The organism is Flaviramulus sp., assembly GCF_982512915.1.
On the sequence record NZ_CEWOCJ010000001.1, the window covers coordinates 1 to 15,647 of the forward strand.

Sequence of the window (15,647 nt, forward strand, 5' to 3'; positions counted from 1 at the left end):
AATTAACAGCGTAAAATCAACTTTAACCTGTAGCCATATTTCAGGACAAGACAAAGGCTTATCTAACTTACAAAACTTTGATAAACAATACGTTGATGGTGATATTCACAACAAAAGACTCCTTACCGGTTTGATATTCCCAAATAAATTCGGTTTTCAAAATAAAAAAGTTCAAACCGCTGATATCAATCCGCTACTTTTAAAAATATCCAGTGTTAATAAGGATTTTGGAAGAAATGAAAAACGGGACAATCCTAATATTAAGAATTTGTCCCGTTTAGTGGGCGCAGAGGGATTCGAACCCCCGACCCCTTGGGTGTAAACCAAGTGCTCTGAACCAACTGAGCTATGCGCCCTCTAAATTGGAATGCAAATATAACCTAGTTTTTAATATTGCAAAAACTTTTTTAATAAAAATTTAAACTATTTCTGCAACTACAAATGTACTGCCTCCAATAAAAACAAAATCTGTCTCTTTCGCATTTCTTAAAGCTACATTATAAGCTTCATTTACAGAATCATACACTTCTCCCTCAATATTGTTCTTCGCAAAATAATCTTTTAATATTTTGGTATCTAAACCTCGCTGTATATTCGGTTTACAAAAATAATAGATTGCTTTTTTTGGCATAATATCTATTATTGAGCTTAAATCTTTATCATTTACAACTCCAAAAACAATATGCAGGTTATTAAAATTTTCTTTTGAAAGCTGATTTACAACATAGGTTAAACCTTCACGATTATGTCCAGTATCACAAACTACTTTGGGGCTATTATTTAAAATTTGCCATCTACCTAATAAACCTGTATTTTTTACAACATTTAGTAAACCTATTTTTAATTGTTCGTCCGTAATTTTAAACCCTTTTGATTGAAGCACTTTAATAGATTGCAAAACTGTTTTAATATTCTTAGCTTGATAGCTTCCAGTTAAATCTGACTTATAAACTTCCTTTATATTTTTATCAGCAAATACAATTTGAGCATTATTTTTTTTAGCCATTAATCCAAAAACAGATTTTGTTTCTTTTTGTGTTTCTCCAATAACTACAGGGATACTTGGTTTTATAATTCCTGCTTTTTCAAAAGCAATAGCCTCTAAAGTATTTCCAAGAAATTGCATATGATCGAAACCTATGTTGGTTATTACCGAAACTTCTGGTGTAATAATATTTGTTGAATCTAATCTTCCTCCCAAGCCAACTTCAATAACAGCTATATCAACTTTCTTTTTTGAAAAGTAATCGAAAGCCATTCCTACAGTCATTTCAAAAAATGATAGTTGGTTTACTTCAAAAAAAGCTTTATGGCGCTTTATAAATCCTATAACAAATTGTTTACTTACTTCTTTGCCATTAATTTTAATACGCTCTCTAAAATCTTTTAAATGAGGTGATGTATACAATGCAACATTGTAACCAGCCTCTTGAAGAATTGATGCCAACATATGACTTGTAGAACCTTTGCCATTAGTTCCACCAACATGTATAGATCTAAATTGATTTTCAGGGAAATTTAAATACTCAGAGAGCTTTAAAGTGTTAGATAAATCTTTTTTAAAAGCAGTTGCTCCTTGCTTTTGATACATTGGCAGTTGAGAAAACATCCAATTTAGAGTATCCTGATAGGTCATTTAATTACTTAATTCAAAATTGACGCTTACAAAACCAATTTGTCTAGTAGGTGCTTTAGAATCTGGTGGCCATCTGTGTGATAGCGCAATTTTCTTTGCTGGTTCTAATAAACATGCCGCTGTATTAGTTGTGCCTCTCACACCCGTTTCTGCGCTAACAACTGTTCCGTTTTTATCTACTTCTATCTTCACCACAACCATACCAGATTCATTACAATCTTGTTTAAATATGTCCTTGGTTGGTCTCCCTCTTCCATTTAAACCATACCCAACACCTCCGCTTCCTGTTCCTTGTCCACCAAAATAACTAGGCGCATAAAGCTTGCCATCTAACTGACCATTATCACCAGCTTTATTATCATTACCTTCACTACCAGTAGTTGGGCCTTCTGATTTACTAACACCACCAATTAGAGCATCAAGTTTCTTCTTTTTATCTTCCTGTTCGCGCAATTTTTTAGCTACTCTATCTGCCTCAGCTTTAGCTTTAGCATCTGCTATTGCTTTGGCTTTTACCTCAGCATCTTTTTGTTTTTTAATGGCTATTTCTTCGGCATTTTCAGCAGTTAAAACTTCCTCCTTTTCTTGTGATGCTTCAGTTGGTTCTGCTTTTGATGCATCAGGTTGTGATGGCTCATCAATTTTAAGAGGCTCAGATTTTACAGGTTCTTTGGGTTGTATATCGCCTTTACCAAAATCTGTATTTCCAAAATTTACTGCAACACCGTATTCTTCAGGAGGATCCATATAAGTGGTTCCAACTACAAACAACAATAACAGCAAAATAATAGAGATTAAAGCTGTTAACTTAGCAGAATTTTTCTCGTGTTTTGTTTTAAAGTATTTCATTAATTTGGCTTAACAGCTAAAATAACTTTGAACTTATTACGGTTAGCAATATCCATAACCTTGACAACATTCTCTACAGGTACAGATTTTTCTGCCCTTAAAACTATAGTTGGTTTTTCTTCGGAAGATAAAGCTGCAAGTAATTCACTTTCCAAAACACTTTCTCCAACTCGTTTTTGTTCAATATAGTAAGTTAAGTCTTTCTTTATACTTACCGCAATAGATTTTTTGTTTTCGGTCTTACCACTAGCCTTTGGTAATAATATATCAATAGCATTAGTAGTAACAAGTGTAGAAGCTATCATAAAAAATATAAGAAGCAGGAACACAATATCCGTCATTGATGACATGTTAAATTCTGGTGTTACTTTATTTCTTCCTCTAAAATTCATATTACGAAGGCTCGTTTAAGTGATCAAGAAATTCTAATGAATTTGCTTCCATTTGATAAACAACTTTATCAGTTTTAACTACCAAATGATTGTAAGCCATGTAAGCTACAATACCAACAATTAAACCTGCAACAGTCGTTGTCATAGCGGTATATAAACCACCTGCTAACACATCCATCTCTATACTACCACCTGCATTAGCCAATTCAAATATTGCTAATATCATTCCAATTACTGTACCAAGAAATCCAATCATTGGAGCAGCTCCGGATATAGTAGCTAAAATACTAACGTTTTTCTCTAAGCCGTAAATTTCTAGGCGCCCAGCATTCTCAATAGCCGTATTTATATCAGCAAGTGGTTTTCCTATTCTAGAAATTCCTTTTCCTATTAATCTAGATACCGGAGAATTTACCTGTGCACAAAGCATTTGAGCTGAATCAATTTTGCCATTACTTACATAATCTTTAATTTGATTCATAAAATTTGCATCAACATTTGAAGCCGCTTTTATAGCAAAAATTCTTTCAAAATAAATATAAATGGCAGCTACTAAAAGTAAAAACAATACAGCTATTATGAATTGTCCGGCAGCACCACCACTACTAATTAATTCTATAATTGATAATGTTTTTTCAACAGATTGTCCTTCAGTTAGCACTTCTGCACCTTCCTGTGTATTTTGTAAAAATGTATTTAGCATAGAATAAAGAAATTTATTGCAACTTAATAACGTTAGTTTTTTATTTAAAGTATAGTTTATTATTTTAAAATATTTAAAATAAAGTTCTAGTAAACATAAAGGCAACAGCTCCTACAAGGAAACCTATTAATGCTAACCAAGAAATCTTTTTTAAGTACCAGAAAAAATCAATTTTCTCCATTCCCATAGCTACAACGCCTGCTGCTGAACCTATGATTAACATACTACCACCTGTACCAGCTGAATATGCTATAAAATGCCATAACTCATTATCCATTGGCTCATGAAACATTCCTAGACTTGCTGCTACTAATGGTACGTTATCAATTACAGCTGAACCAACACCAAGTAAAAGAACAACTAAATCAGAAACCCCTTCGCCTACATGGATTTCAGTACCCAACATTGGCATTTTCTCTTGTAAAGTATTAGCAAAACCAAATAAAATTCCTAAAGATTCTAAAGCAGCAACAGCCATTAAAATTCCTAAAAAGAATAATATACTTGGTAATTCTATTTTAGATAAAGAATGATGTACGGGACTATGGTGAGAATTTGCATCATGCTCTTCAGAATCTGAACCAGAAATACTAAACTTTGAATTACTATAGATTTCAGCAAAAATTGCAACAAACCCTAGAGACAACATCATTCCAACATAAGGAGGTAAATGTGTGATAGTCTTAAATATTGGAACAAAAACAATGGCCCCTAGACCAAGATATAACATCGTACCACTAAACTTAGATTTCTTTTTATCTACTTCTTCTTCAACATCTAGTTCCCCTTTAAATACAGGCAAAAATGATGCAATAAATGATGGTACAGCCATACAAAGAAATGATGGCACAAATAAATAACCGATTAAATGCCCAGTTGACACTTTTTTTCCGATCCATAACATTGTTGTTGTTACATCCCCGATAGGAGACCAAGCTCCACCAGCATTAGCTGCAATAATTATTAAACCAGCGTACCATAGGCGAATTTCGCGGTCCTTAACAATTTTTTGAAGAATAGAAATTAGAACGATAGTTGCAGTAAGATTATCAATAATAGCTGATAAAACGAATGCTAAAATTGAAAATATCCACAGAATTTTTGTTTTCTTTTTTGTTTTTACAAAATCTTTTATAGTAGAGAATCCATCAAAATAATCAATAATTTCAACAATAGTCATAGCACCTAAAAGGAACACCAATATCTCAGAAGTTTTACCTAAATGATGGAGAAGTGTTTCTTCCATAAGGTGCATTTTATCTTCAGAGGCCATAGATCCAAAACCTTCTAGCAAAGTATGTTTAGAAGAATCAAACCATTGAGGAAAACTTTCTAACCCTAAGGCTATAAGAGCCCAACATACAGCCATCATCACCAATGCTGGTATCAATTTATCTATTTTTATACTGTGTTCTATGGTAATGGCTAAATATCCCATTACAAATACTAAAATAATTGTTGCTTCCATATATTTAATTTAAATAAGTTGGTTAAGTGCTATCTCAAAAGCTGTGGCACTAATTTCTGTTTTCGATTTATTTTTTTGATAAATTTTTTCTATTGCCTTTCTTATAGTATTAGATGTATCATTAAAAATGGCTTCATCTGTCATTTGAACTTTTCGCTCCATAAAGTACGCAAAAACTCGAGCCATCCCGCAATTTGATATAAAATCAGGAATTAAACTAACTCTGTAGTCTGTATGCTCCATAATGGGTCCAAAGAAAATTTCTTTATCGGCAAAGGGCACATTTGCGCCACAAGATATAACTTCTAAACCACTATCAATCATTTCATCAATTTGGTGTATCGTCACTAATCTTGAAGCAGCACAAGGTGCAAAAATTTCTGTTTGAATAGACCATATTTTATCATTAATTTCTTCAAAAGGTATTAAATTATCAGCTACTAACGTATTACCGTTTTTAGCCAGAAACAATTTAGTAATTTCTTCAAAAGTAAAGCCTTCTTCATTTATTAACCCTCCTGCAATATCAATAATACCAACTACCTTAGCTCCCATTTGCGCCAAATAAAAAGCAGCTGCAGCACCTACATTACCAAAGCCTTGTATTACAGCACGTTTTCCTGAAACACAACCTCCATAAACTTCATAATATTGTTTTACGGCTTCAGATACTCCAAAACCTGTAATCATGTCTGCAATTGTATATTTTTTTGAAACACTAGGCGAATAAATTGGGTTTTCAATAACCTTAATAACACCTTGCCTAAGTTGTCCAATTCTATTTATTTTATCAGCTTCTGTAGGCTTAAAATGGCCATTAAAAACACCTTCTTGTGGATGCCAAACACCACTTTCTTCCGTAATTGGAATAACTTCATGTGTTTCATCAACATTTAAATCACCACCTGTTCCATAATAACTTTTTAGCAAAGGTGACACTGCTTTATACCAACGCTCTAAAACGCCTTTTTTTCTTGGGTCTTTTGGATCAAAATTTATACCTGATTTAGCGCCACCAATAGCTGGACCGGAGACTGTGAATTTTATCTCCATCGTTTTAGCCAATGATAAAACTTCGTTCATATCTAATCCTTTACGCATACGAGTTCCACCTCCTGCAGCACCCCCTCTTAATGAATTAATAACAACCCAACCTTCCGCTTCAGTTTCGGAATCTTTCCAATTGAAAACAATTTCAGGTTCTTTATTTTCATATTTTTTTAATAATTCTTTCATTTCTGATATTATGATTTGTGCTTAGCTTAAAATTAGTTTTTGGGGGTAGATTTAAGAGTAGCTAAAGCTGTGTCATCAGGAAAGTATTAAATTAGTTTTGTAACAAATATAAAAAACTAAAATCCTTTAATATTAATTTTTTAATATTTTTAAGGGAGATAAATTTTACCAGAACTGTGATCCTTTTTAGCACCTGTTACACTTTTAAGGCAATTAACTTGTTCTCTGAGTTTTAGCACGCCAAGTAGCGCAAAAATTAAGGCCTCTTTATATTCAATAATCTCATTTTCTGGAATTACAATAATTTGTTTTAAGTGAAATTTAATTCTTTCAATCAAGTAAATATTGTAGGCACCACCACCAGTAACTAAAACTGTTTCTTTTGCATTTCCATTGATTACGAAAGCAATTTGAATAGAAACATGCTCAATAAAAGTTCTTAAAACATCTTTCACTTCTAAATAAAAACTATCAATTAAAGGAAGAATATAAGTCTGCACCCATTCTAAACCTAATGATTTAGGAAAACTTTGTTTGTAAAATGGCAGATCATTTAGTTGCGTTAATAGCTCAAGATTCACAAAACCTTTTGAGGCAATTTTTCCACCATCATCATAACTCAAACCAAGTTTAGTTACATAATGGTTTAATACAATATTTACAGGACAAACATCGTAGGCTATACGTTGCTTATTAACTTCAGTCGAAATGTTAGCAAAACCTCCTAAATTTAAACAATAATCATATTTAGAAAACAACAACTTATCTCCAATAGGCACTAATGGCGCTCCTTGTCCGCCTAACTCGACATCCTGAACTCTAAAATCACAAACAACTTTTTGACTTATCAAATTTGCCAAAAAAGGTTTATTACCTATTTGATAAGTTAATTTGTTTTGTGGTTGATGAAGTGCTGTATGCCCGTGAGAACATACGGCATCAATATTTTTAATTTTATGCTTGTTTATAAAATTTTTAATAATCTTTGCCAAATAAACCGTGTAATCTTCATCAATAATTTTTAATTTTTCTATTGGATAAGTGACTAAATTTTTAAGCAAATTATACCAATCACTACTATAATTTGTGGTTTCAGAATGAATAATTTCAAAACCCCAGATATTATCTATCTGGAATTTAACTAAAACCAAGTCTACACCGTCTAAAGATGTACCAGACATAACGCCAATAATATTGTAATTTATTTTTTCCATCATGCGTAAAAATAATAATATGAATTAAAAAATTCACACTAAAAGGCTATATTTGTAAATATTTTTTATCAAAACACCCTTTTAATTGAGAATTATGAATTTTAGCCTATCTGAAGAACATTTAATGATTCGCGATGCTGCTCGGGATTTTGCTCAAACAGAATTACTTGCTGGAGTTATAGAACGTGACAATAAACAAGAATTCCCAAATGAACTAGTACGAAAAATGGGAGACTTGGGTTTTATGGGGATTATGGTAGACCCAAAATACGGCGGTAGTGGTATGGATGCTATTTCTTATGTACTTATCATGGAAGAATTATCAAAAATTGATGCATCAGCATCCGTAATTGTTTCTGTAAATAATTCACTAGTCTGTTATGGCATTGAAGCTTATGGATCTGAAGAGCAAAAGCAAAAATACTTAACAAAATTAGCCACAGGAGAATTTGTTGGCGCTTTTTGTTTGAGCGAACCAGAAGCTGGTAGCGATGCCACTTCACAAAAAACAACTGCTATTGACAAAGGTGATCATTATCTTATAAACGGAACTAAAAACTGGATTACAAATGGTGGACGTTCTGATGTATACCTAGTAATTGCCCAAACAGATAGAGATAAAGGGTCGCATGGAATAAACGCTTTTATTGTTGAAAAAGGTATGGAAGGTTTTCATATTGGACCAAAAGAAGACAAACTTGGTATTCGCGGAAGCGACACACATACCCTACAATTTAATGATGTAAGGGTACCTAAAGAAAATAGAATTGGCACTAATGGTTCTGGTTTTAGATTTGCCATGAAAACGCTTTCTGGAGGACGTATTGGTATTGCTGCACAAGCTTTAGGAATAGCTTCTGGTGCTTATGAGTTGGCTTTGAAATACTCTAAAGAACGTAAAGCTTTTGGAACTGAAATATGTAATCATCAAGCTATTGCTTTTAAACTTGCGGATATGTATACTGATATTGAAGCTGCCAGAATGCTAGTAATGAAAGCTGCATGGGATAAAGACCAAGGTAACAACTATGATAAATCTAGTGCGATGGCAAAATTATACGCCTCTAAAGTTGCTATGGAACACACGGTTGAAGCTGTTCAAATACATGGTGGTAATGGTTTTGTTAAAGACTACCATGTTGAGCGTTTGATGCGTGACGCAAAAATTACTCAAATTTACGAAGGCACCTCAGAAATACAAAAAATTGTAATATCCAGAAGTTTAATAAAAGAATAATTTTACTTTATTTCTTCAACGCGTTTAACCAATTTCCCTACGGTAAGTCCTTGAACTAGAATAGAAAATACAACAACTACGTAAGTTATAACTAAGAATAAATCTCGTTGCATAGTCTCGGTTAATCCCAAAGCTAATGCAATAGATATACCTCCTCGCAAACCGCCCCAAGTCATTATTAGGTTAGTTTTTGGAACAAAATCTAATTTCTTTTTAAAAAGACCTATAGGTAATAATAATGACAAATAACGACATGCTAAAACAATTGGAATTGTTATTAATCCGGCTATAACATATTCTGTTTCAAAAGTAAGCACTAATATTTCCATACCGATTAAAACAAATAGAATGGTATTTAAAAGGATATCTATAAGTTCCCAAAATTTGTCAACATAAGTCTCTGTAATCTCACTCATCGAAGCTTCTCTTATTGTATCGTTACCTACAATTAAACCTGCAGTTACCATAGCTAAAGGCGCAGATACATGAAGTTTATGAGCTATTACGGTACCACCCATTACGGCAGCTAGTGTGATGATAACTTCAATATCATAATCGTTAATAGATTTCATTAATCTATAAGAAATCCAACCCAGAAAACCACCTAACAAAATACCTCCAAAAACTTCTTTTCCAAATAACTGAAAAACATCAAAAGCTGATATTTGGTCTATGCCTAATGATGCTATTTGAAAAATAGTTAAAAACACAACCACACCAACACCATCATTAAACAAGGACTCACCCACAATTTTTGCTTCCAATTTTTTGGGCACACCAGCTTTCTTTAAAATACCCAATACAGCAATAGGATCTGTAGGTGATATTAATGCACCAAATAGCAAACAATAAATAAAGTTAACCTCTAAACTAATTAATTTAAGAATTAAAAAAACAGCAGCTCCAACTAAAAAAGTAGATACTAAAACGCCAAACGTAGAAAAAACTAACACTGGCCACCGTTGAACCTTTAGTTGCTGAAAATTGGTGTGTAATGCCCCTGCAAAAAGTAAAAAACTCAACATTACATCTAATAAAACAGTTTTAAAATTTATTTGCTTGATAATAAATCTTTCAGCATCGAGTAGTGTCGAATCAAAATAGCTTAATGCAAAAACAGCCAATGTAAAAACTATTGTTATAAACATCAAACCTATCGTGTTTGGCAATTTTAAAAAGCGCACATTTATATACCCAAAAAGAGCAGACAAAACAACTAATATGGTGGTAATAGTAAAATAAACATCCATAATTTTAAATATTTAAAAGCTAAAATAAACCATCTAAAATAAAATAATAGCCTTATAATTAAATTTTAAATGAAAAATAAAACTAATATTTAATAAATACTTTTGTTAAGAATTGATAATCTTTCCGACTTTAGCTAAATAGATTTTTATCTTTAGACAAAAATATTTTTATGCAAAAAACTTATTACGACCCAGCAGACTTAAGAAAATTTGGAAAAATCACAGAATGGAGTGAGGAGCTAGGAAACAAATTCTTTGAATATTATGGTAAAGTTTTTGAAGAAGGTGCACTTACCGCACGCGAAAAATCTCTAATTGCCTTGGCCGTTGCCCATACCGAGCAATGCCCGTACTGTATAGATGCCTATACAAAAGACGGTTTACAACGCGGTGTCACCAAAGAAGAAATGATGGAAGCTATTCACGTTGGTGCAGCCATAAAAAGCGGTGCAACATTAGTACATGGCGTACAAATGATGAACAAAGTAAATAAACTAGATGGGTAATATTTGGGCGTTTCCACAAGGGTCGGGCTTTCACTACTCGCTCCCTCTTACTGTCGGGGAGCTCAAACAAACCGTTCAATCCCTAACGCAAAACCAGAACTCCAATTTTTATCGTAATAACTATAGATTAGTAAAATATAATTAATGGCAACAAAATCTCTACAAAAACGAAATAGCGATTTAGCAAAAAGCAATAGACAGTTAGAAATTCTATCTAACGGTATTTTTAAAAGTGGCGAATTGCCAACCTTTAAAAATAAAATTTCAGAAACAAATCAATTTCCGCTTAAGGCAAAAAAGCTAGAAATTCTTCAAATTAATGTGGGCTATATGTGTAACCAAGTTTGCGACCATTGCCATGTAGATGCTGGTCCAGACCGTAAAGAAATCATGACGCGCGATACCATGCGACAATGTTTGGAGGTTATAAAAAATACCGGAGCCCACACCTTAGATTTAACAGGAGGAGCACCAGAAATGAATCCAGATTTCAGATGGTTTGTTGAAGAAGCTGCCAAAGCCGGTATTAAAGATTTTATCGTGCGCTCTAACTTAACCATTATTAGAGCCAATAAAAAGTATTATGATTTACCAGAGTTTTTTAAAAAACATAATGTACATGTAGTAAGTTCCATGCCACATTGGACCCGTGGAAAAACAGATAAACAGCGTGGCGACGGTGTTTTTGATAAATCCATAAAAGCATTACAAGAATTAAACGCAGTTGGCTACGGCATGCAAGATAGCGACTTACGTTTAGATTTGGTTTACAATCCATCGGGTGCCTTTTTACCAGGTGACCAAATGGCGATGGAAAAAGATTTCAAAAAGGCACTTAAAGAAGATTTTGATATTCAGTTTCATAATTTATTTGCCATTACAAATTTACCAATTGCAAGATTTTTAGATTATTTAATCGCCTCAGAAAATTACGAAGATTATATGTACTCACTTGTTGAAGCTTATAATCCGGCTGCTGTAGCTAATGTAATGTGCACCAACACACTTTCTGTAAGTTGGGATGGTTATTTATTCGATTGCGATTTTAATCAAATGCTTCAACTTCCAGTAAATGGAAAATCTCAGCATATTTCAGAATATAATGAAGACTTATTAGAAGGTCGAAATATTGTAATATCTCAACATTGCTATGGCTGTACCGCAGGCGCAGGCAGCAGTTGTCAGGGTGTTGTTGCATAAAATATGAAAGAAAGTAAAACTGCCATATTAATTTTTGCTAATTCAGCCGAGAAAGAGATTATTTCAAAATCTTTTTCTAGTAGAAGTTTGTTTGAAACTTTAAACAAGCACACTTTAAATATTGCAAAAAAAACAGGAATACCTTATTTTCTTTTTTCTGAAAAACAACAAATTGGTAATTCCTTTGGAGAGCGTTTTACAAATGCCATCCAATCTGTTTACAATTTAGGTTTTAATACGGTTATTACTATAGGAAATGATACGCCACACCTAACTTCTAAACACATTTTAAAAACGGTTGAAAAACTTCAAAAACACAGCATTGTTTTGGGACCATCAACCGATGGAGGTTTCTATTTAATGGGACTCAAAAAATCCCAATTTAACAAAGAAATCTTTTTAAAATTACCCTGGCAAACCTCTAACTTAAACAGAAGTATTTCCAAATTAAAAGCTTCTAAAAAAATAAATATCACTTATCTAGAAATATTAACAGATATTGATACTGCCTCAGATATTAAACTAGTTCTTGAGAGTTACAAAACCCTTTCAACAAAGATAAAAACACTTTTACTTCAATCGTTTTCAAGTGTAAAAAAGATTACCTATTATCATTTTATTACTATTGAAAACTTCATATTAAATCTACAATTCAACAAAGGTTCGCCTGCATTTCTTCATTTATAAAACTCTTTAAATCTGATTAATATCAGATACACTTATTAATTTTTTTATCATATAAATGAAGTACATTATATTATGCTTGATGCTAACTATATTTGGTTTAAGTCATGCTCAAATTACTATTACTGGTCGAGTTACCGATTCTAAGGATAACGGGCCTTTACCTTTTGTTAATATAACTAACAATACAAACGGCACCATTAGCGATGAAAACGGGTACTATTCTATTGAGATTCCATCACAAACAAGTCAACTAAAATTTTCATTTCTGGGTTACAAAAACCAACTTATTACTGTTGGGAATAAAACAACCATAAACATTGCGTTAATGGAAGATGTTTCTGCCCTAGATGAAGTGATTATAACCGCATTAGGATTAGAGCGAGAAACTAAAGAGTTAGGATATGCAGTTCAAGCTATAAAATCTGAAAGTTTAACCAAAGTAAAAACCGTTAATTTCTTGGATAACCTTCAAGGAAAATTAGCGGGCGTTACCGTTACCCAAGGTGCTACAGGCGTGGGGTCTTCTTCTAAAATAACCATTCGTGGGGAAGCCTCTTTTTCAAATAATAATCCGCTTTTTGTTATTGATGGCATCCCCATTAACAATGAAACGGTTTTCAATTTTACTAACGAAGCTGCAGCTGGGTTTCAAGAAATAGATTTTGGAAACGGTGCTATGGAAGTAAATCCTGATGATATTGAATCGGTTACGGTATTAAAAGGCGCGAGTGCTGCGGCACTTTACGGCACCAGAGCATCAAACGGAGTTATTGTTATTAAAACTAAAGATGGCAGTAAAAAGAAAAAATTTAGTGTTAGTGTTAACACAGCCATAACCTTTGATTCTGCTTTTAAACTTCCAGATTTTCAAAACGAATACGGCCAAGGGCAATCTGGTGTTTTTGAATTTGTAGATGGCCTTGGTGGTGGCGTTAGTGATAATATCACCTATTCGTGGGGACCACGTTTAGATGTTGGTAATTTGGTACCACAATTTGATAGTCCTGTACAATTGGCAGATGGTACTTTTGTTCGTGGCGGAGACACATCACTTTACAACAGTTTATCAATTACCCCAACTCCATTTTTATCAAACCCAGATAACTTAAAAGATTTTTATAAAACAGGTTCAACCGCTATAAATAACATTGCTATTTCCAACGGTTTTGATACGGGTAATTATCGCTTATCGTTTACGGATTTAAGAAGCGAATCTATAATTCCAGGTGTAAATTTAGATAGGCAAACCGTGAGTACAAAACTCAATTTCAAGCCTTCTAACAAAACAGAGGTATCTACATCCTTTAGTTATGTAAATTCAAGTAGTGATAACAGACCCTCAAATGGATATGGTAGTGAAAATGTAAACTATTCCTTAGTAGCTTGGGGACCTCGTTCTTTAAACATTAATAATTTAAAAGATTATTGGCAGCCAGGGTTGGAAGGGATTCAACAATACTCGTTTAACTATACGTTTTTTGATAATCCTTATTTTATTCTTTTAGAAAACAGAAATTCCTTCAAGCGCGATAGAATTTTTGGAAACATTCAATTACAACAGCAAATTACAAAACACATTAGTGCCCATATTAGAACAGGTATGGATTACAGTAGTGAAACCAGACAATTTAGACGGAACTTTAGTAGTAATCGTTTTAAAAATGGTGGTTATGCAGAACACGATGTAAAATACAGAGAAGTTAATACCGATTTCTTAGTTAATTATAACAATACCTTTGTTGATTTTTCTGTTGATGTGTCGTTAGGCGGAAATCGCTTGAGCCAAACAGCTTCTACAAAACAATCTCAAACTGTAAACCTAGCACAACCAGGTATTTTTAGTTTAAATAATGCCGCCTCACCTATTGAGGTCTTTCAGTTTGAAAGTGAAAAACGTATCAACTCATTTTATGGAATTGCAAAATTAGGTTACAAAAACTATTTGTTTTTAGATGTTACTGGAAGAAATGATTGGTCTAGTGCACTAGCAACACCCTTTTCAGTAGATGGTGCGTCGTTTTTCTATCCATCGGCTTCTGCCAGTTTTATTTTATCTAATGTAACCAAATTACCAACTGTTTTTTCATTTGCAAAATTACGCGCCAATATCGCGCAAGTTGGAAATGATACGGGCGCCTACCAAACATCTGGTGCTTTTGTGTCGCAAACGCCTTTTAACGGACAACCAACTTTTAGCAACCAGAACTTTATTCATAATGCGAATTTAAAACCCGAACAAACCACAAATTATGAGTTGGGTGCAGATTTACGTTTTTTTAAAGACCGTTTAAATTTTGATGTTACATATTACAATGCCACAACTAAAGACCAAATTATTTCACTACCAATTGCTATTTCTTCAGGGTATAACCAACAAGTAATTAATGGTGGCGAAGTCAATACTCAAGGTGTTGAAATTGTTTTGGGTGTAACGCCCCTAAAAAATGAAAATTTCCAATGGAACACCACATTTAACTTTGCTACAAACCGCTCTACTATTGAGAACTTACCACAAAACGATGGGCGTTTAACCTTAGCTTTTAGTAGAATTTATGATAGTGCCAACCAAACCGTTTGGTTTCAAGTAGAAGAAGGCGGGCGTATTGGCGATTTTTACGGTACAGGATATTCTAAAAATGAAAATGGCGCATTTTTAGTAGATGATAATGGGCGCTTAATTGCCGATAATAATTTACAAAAACTAGGAAATTACAATCCTGATTTCACATTGGGATGGAATAATAACTTCAACTATAAAAATTGGAATTTTAGTTTCTTATTTGATTGGAGACAAGGTGGAGAAATTGTATCTCGAACACGAGCGTTAGGCAACGTTGGTGGGCAATTAGCCGAAACTACTTTTAGACCAGAAGCAGGCATTGTTACACCTGGTGTTAACATCAATACTGGTCAACCGAATACCGTAGCGGTTTCAGCAGAAAGTTTTTACAGACAATTTTATGATAGAAACCACGAAGAAAACAACGTTTATGATGCTTCTTTTTTAAAGCTCCGTCAGTTTTCTATTGGTTATAATTTCAAGTTGAAACAAGGCTTTTTAGGCTTAAGTAAAGATGCCGATTTAAGCCTTTCTCTAACAGGAAACAACTTATTTGCCATTACAGAAAATCCACATTTTGACCCCGAACAAATAGCTGTTCAAGGCAACGGCTTTGTTAGTGGTGTTGAAGATTTAAGTTACGCTACCACACGTAGTTTCGGTTTTAAAGCAGGGTTTAATTTTTAAGAAAGATTTCCGTTTTCACGGA

The 15,647-nt window shown here is 33.3% G+C and carries 13 protein-coding genes and 1 tRNA gene; 5 read left to right on the forward strand and 9 right to left on the reverse strand.

Going from position 1 to position 15,647, the window contains the following annotated elements:
- Nucleotides 1–281: 281 nt before the first annotated feature.
- From AC1XJX_RS00005 to AC1XJX_RS00040, 8 genes are all read right to left on the reverse strand, one after another.
- A tRNA-Val gene (locus AC1XJX_RS00005) sits at nucleotides 282–356 on the reverse strand.
- A gap of 62 nt (nucleotides 357–418) precedes the next feature.
- The gene (locus AC1XJX_RS00010; protein WP_482001900.1) at nucleotides 419–1,636 is read right to left on the reverse strand and encodes a bifunctional folylpolyglutamate synthase/dihydrofolate synthase; all 1,218 of its coding nucleotides are present in this window, start codon (nucleotides 1,634–1,636) and stop codon (nucleotides 419–421) included.
- Nucleotides 1,637–2,485, reverse strand: coding sequence for an energy transducer TonB (locus AC1XJX_RS00015; protein WP_482001901.1), 849 nt, complete (start codon nucleotides 2,483–2,485; stop codon nucleotides 1,637–1,639).
- Nucleotides 2,485–2,877, reverse strand: coding sequence for an ExbD/TolR family protein (locus AC1XJX_RS00020; RefSeq protein ID WP_482001902.1), 393 nt, complete (start codon nucleotides 2,875–2,877; stop codon nucleotides 2,485–2,487). Before AC1XJX_RS00020 ends, AC1XJX_RS00015 begins: the two co-directional genes overlap by 1 nt.
- Before the next feature lies 1 nt (nucleotide 2,878).
- Nucleotides 2,879–3,580, reverse strand: a complete 702-nt coding sequence (locus tag AC1XJX_RS00025; RefSeq protein WP_482001903.1) for a MotA/TolQ/ExbB proton channel family protein — start codon at nucleotides 3,578–3,580, stop codon at nucleotides 2,879–2,881.
- A 73-nt stretch (nucleotides 3,581–3,653) separates the two neighbouring features.
- Complete coding sequence (gene nhaD, locus AC1XJX_RS00030) at nucleotides 3,654–5,048, reverse strand: sodium:proton antiporter NhaD (protein WP_482001904.1); 1,395 nt, start codon at nucleotides 5,046–5,048, stop codon at nucleotides 3,654–3,656.
- A gap of 9 nt (nucleotides 5,049–5,057) precedes the next feature.
- The gene (locus tag AC1XJX_RS00035; RefSeq protein WP_482001905.1) at nucleotides 5,058–6,284 is read right to left on the reverse strand and encodes a Glu/Leu/Phe/Val dehydrogenase dimerization domain-containing protein; all 1,227 of its coding nucleotides are present in this window, start codon (nucleotides 6,282–6,284) and stop codon (nucleotides 5,058–5,060) included.
- 149 nt (nucleotides 6,285–6,433) lie between these two features.
- Nucleotides 6,434–7,498 carry an anhydro-N-acetylmuramic acid kinase gene (locus tag AC1XJX_RS00040; protein WP_482001906.1) on the reverse strand — a complete coding sequence of 355 codons (1,065 nt, stop codon included), beginning with the start codon at nucleotides 7,496–7,498 and terminating at the stop codon, nucleotides 6,434–6,436.
- Between the two features lie 94 nt (nucleotides 7,499–7,592).
- Here AC1XJX_RS00040 and AC1XJX_RS00045 point away from each other — a divergent pair, with 94 nt between their 5' ends.
- Nucleotides 7,593–8,735: an acyl-CoA dehydrogenase gene (locus tag AC1XJX_RS00045; protein WP_482001907.1), complete on the forward strand. Its 1,143-nt coding sequence runs from the start codon at nucleotides 7,593–7,595 to the stop codon at nucleotides 8,733–8,735.
- Between the two features lie 2 nt (nucleotides 8,736–8,737).
- On the opposite strand, the gene AC1XJX_RS00050 is transcribed toward AC1XJX_RS00045, so the two are convergent.
- A complete protein-coding gene (locus AC1XJX_RS00050) occupies nucleotides 8,738–9,985 on the reverse strand; it encodes a cation:proton antiporter (RefSeq protein WP_482001908.1) in 1,248 nt (415 codons plus the stop codon).
- Nucleotides 9,986–10,155: 170 nt separating this feature from the next.
- On the opposite strand from AC1XJX_RS00050, the gene AC1XJX_RS00055 reads away from it, so the two are divergent.
- From AC1XJX_RS00055 to AC1XJX_RS00070, 4 genes are all read left to right on the forward strand, one after another.
- Nucleotides 10,156–10,491, forward strand: a complete 336-nt coding sequence (locus AC1XJX_RS00055; protein ID WP_044637200.1) for an arsenosugar biosynthesis-associated peroxidase-like protein — start codon at nucleotides 10,156–10,158, stop codon at nucleotides 10,489–10,491.
- Between the two features lie 144 nt (nucleotides 10,492–10,635).
- Complete coding sequence (arsS, locus tag AC1XJX_RS00060) at nucleotides 10,636–11,691, forward strand: arsenosugar biosynthesis radical SAM (seleno)protein ArsS (RefSeq protein ID WP_482001909.1); 1,056 nt, start codon at nucleotides 10,636–10,638, stop codon at nucleotides 11,689–11,691.
- 3 nt (nucleotides 11,692–11,694) lie between these two features.
- Nucleotides 11,695–12,378, forward strand: coding sequence for a DUF2064 domain-containing protein (locus tag AC1XJX_RS00065; RefSeq protein ID WP_482001910.1), 684 nt, complete (start codon nucleotides 11,695–11,697; stop codon nucleotides 12,376–12,378).
- A 55-nt stretch (nucleotides 12,379–12,433) separates the two neighbouring features.
- Nucleotides 12,434–15,625, forward strand: coding sequence for a SusC/RagA family TonB-linked outer membrane protein (locus tag AC1XJX_RS00070; protein WP_482001911.1), 3,192 nt, complete (start codon nucleotides 12,434–12,436; stop codon nucleotides 15,623–15,625).
- Nucleotides 15,626–15,647: the final 22 nt, after the last annotated feature.

Excerpts from the sequence above, each read along its gene's own strand:
- AC1XJX_RS00040 (WP_482001906.1), bottom strand. The coding sequence starts at position 7,498 with ATGGAAAAAATAAATTACAATATTATTGGCGTTATGTCTGGTACATCT.
- AC1XJX_RS00065 (WP_482001910.1), top strand. The coding sequence starts at position 11,695 with ATGAAAGAAAGTAAAACTGCCATATTAATTTTTGCTAATTCAGCCGAG.
- AC1XJX_RS00035 (WP_482001905.1), bottom strand. The coding sequence starts at position 6,284 with ATGAAAGAATTATTAAAAAAATATGAAAATAAAGAACCTGAAATTGTT.
- AC1XJX_RS00070 (WP_482001911.1), top strand. The coding sequence starts at position 12,434 with ATGAAGTACATTATATTATGCTTGATGCTAACTATATTTGGTTTAAGT.
- AC1XJX_RS00010 (WP_482001900.1), bottom strand. The coding sequence starts at position 1,636 with ATGACCTATCAGGATACTCTAAATTGGATGTTTTCTCAACTGCCAATG.
- AC1XJX_RS00050 (WP_482001908.1), bottom strand. The coding sequence starts at position 9,985 with ATGGATGTTTATTTTACTATTACCACCATATTAGTTGTTTTGTCTGCT.
- AC1XJX_RS00020 (WP_482001902.1), bottom strand. The coding sequence starts at position 2,877 with ATGAATTTTAGAGGAAGAAATAAAGTAACACCAGAATTTAACATGTCA.
- AC1XJX_RS00025 (WP_482001903.1), bottom strand. The coding sequence starts at position 3,580 with ATGCTAAATACATTTTTACAAAATACACAGGAAGGTGCAGAAGTGCTA.
- nhaD (WP_482001904.1), bottom strand. The coding sequence starts at position 5,048 with ATGGAAGCAACAATTATTTTAGTATTTGTAATGGGATATTTAGCCATT.
- AC1XJX_RS00015 (WP_482001901.1), bottom strand. The coding sequence starts at position 2,485 with ATGAAATACTTTAAAACAAAACACGAGAAAAATTCTGCTAAGTTAACA.
- AC1XJX_RS00045 (WP_482001907.1), top strand. The coding sequence starts at position 7,593 with ATGAATTTTAGCCTATCTGAAGAACATTTAATGATTCGCGATGCTGCT.
- arsS (WP_482001909.1), top strand. The coding sequence starts at position 10,636 with ATGGCAACAAAATCTCTACAAAAACGAAATAGCGATTTAGCAAAAAGC.
- AC1XJX_RS00055 (WP_044637200.1), top strand. The coding sequence starts at position 10,156 with ATGCAAAAAACTTATTACGACCCAGCAGACTTAAGAAAATTTGGAAAA.